This window comes from Photorhabdus australis DSM 17609, from assembly GCF_000711895.1.
Lineage (GTDB): Bacteria > Pseudomonadota > Gammaproteobacteria > Enterobacterales > Enterobacteriaceae > Photorhabdus > Photorhabdus australis.
On sequence record NZ_JONO01000123.1, the window covers coordinates 1 to 1787 of the forward strand.

Below are 1787 nucleotides of genomic sequence, written 5' to 3' on the forward strand. Positions count from 1 at the left end.
GTGCTTTAAGTTTTTTCTCGTCCATAATATGCCTGCTTTGTTGTTGGATGTAACATATCAAAAGCAGGCAAATACACAATTTAAATTACAGTCTCCAGTGCTTGGACTGGGATCTTTTGCTAACTGATTTTTAATCTTTTATGTCCATTTTGATGCTTGCCCCATCGGGAATATTTCGTATTTGTAGAGCCAAATCAGCTCTGGCTCTCATTGATTCGCCTGTTCGAGCTAAGTAAAGATTTTCCAATTCATATTCTCCCCCTAAAACAAAAGGAATTTTAGGGACTAAACGATAGCCAGATTGAATAGGGCCGTAAATGTTTTGCCAATTATGAGCCAAAGAATATCCAGTTAGGACTTCATAATCTTCCAAGATAATCCCACTCCATTCATTTATACTTTCGGCTAATTTATCAAATAATCCCGTTTCAGGATCGAATGTATGAATACAATCATCTTTTAAACAAAACTGATTTCCAAAGATATCTTCTGCAAAGAAAAGAGCATCTTTAGCCATATCTCCGTACGAGTTAATCCATAACATGTTGTTATTCCAATCAATTAATCCGATCTCTTCATCTATCGTTTCATATGGAAAAACGCGTAATGCAGACTCAAAGCCATAAAATCCATTTTTTTTAGTCAATAAACAGCTCAATTCATCTACCAATGATTTTCCATAATTAGAAGCAATATATTTTTCTGATCTAACCGAAGAAATATCATGACTACAAATTGAGAGTAATTTGTCAGTTAAAGGCCACATTTTTCTATTTCTCCGTTTCTATTTTGCCTGATTTGTCTGTCTTTTCTGTCTTTATAATTACAGTTGTACCATTAGGTAATCCGCGACATTGTTGACCAATACATGATCCAGCTCCTCTATTATCAGAAGGGGTAATTGGTCGAACCGAAGCGCCTGAGCCACCTTCTTTAAACATAGCAGGAGGATATTCATCACGATCTGCACCTTTCACCGGAGGAGTATTTTTCAAGGATTCTCTTCTCCTCTGAGCAGCGCCTCCACGATCAATCGTCAACACATTAGGATGCCCTGCTTTCTGAGCATCTTCAATATGCTTCGCTGATTCTGGATATTTTGTTTTATCTACAACAATAACTTTATGCTCATTAGTATGTTGTTCAGAGCTACTGCCTTTGTTAACAATCGAACCTTTTATTGACGGTACAGATGATGGTTTCGCCTGCATTTTATCACTGGCTTTTGCCCCAATAATTCCCGTCGCGGTCTCCAGCAACATCAGGTTACGCTGCTCTTCCTCCACGTACTGCGCCGCATCCGCCTTGGATAACCCGGCGTTTTCCAGCTCTTTTTGGCGCAGTTCCGTGTTAAAGAACCCGGAGAGGGGTCCGCTGCCACCATTTAACCAACTGCTCTGCTCTGAACGGCCTATCTTATCATTAGCACGGTATCCTGAAACCGCCAGTTCTTTACCCAACTCATGGTTGATAAAGGCCAGCTCTTCGCGGCTTAACTCGCCATTCAGCGCCATCTGTTTCAGGCTGTTGATGGTTGCATCACTGGCCTGCCGATATTCCGTCCAGACCCCTTTACGGCAGCTGTCATCCTGACACGATGCCAGTTTACCGCGCATGTCCTCAACCGACGGCAGACCTTTATCCAAAATCCGCTGGCTCAATTCTTTGGCCTTACCGCACGCTTCCGGTGACATCGTGCGGCAATCCCCCAGATTTCGGGAGGCCAGTGCATTATTATCTGCCGAATTCTTCCCGGCCTGCGCCCCGGTGAGGGCGCTGGCGGTGGA

2 protein-coding genes are annotated in these 1787 nt (G+C 42.8%); both read right to left on the reverse strand.

Annotation, left to right across the window (positions count from 1 at the left end; genetic code table 11):
- Window positions 1-130 precede the first annotated feature (130 nt).
- On the reverse strand, window positions 131-766 hold the full coding sequence (locus BO26_RS18385; RefSeq protein WP_036774053.1) for an SMI1/KNR4 family protein: 636 nt from the start codon (window positions 764-766) through the stop codon (window positions 131-133).
- A gap of 4 nt (window positions 767-770) precedes the next feature.
- On the reverse strand, window positions 771-1787 hold a 1017-nt coding region (locus BO26_RS23815; RefSeq protein ID WP_051691057.1), incomplete at its 5' end, for a NucA/NucB deoxyribonuclease domain-containing protein.

What these genes read in the sequence shown, in the direction of transcription:
- BO26_RS18385 (WP_036774053.1), bottom strand. Translation starts at nt 766, where the DNA reads ATGTGGCCTTTAACTGACAAATTACTCTCAATTTGTAGTCATGATATT.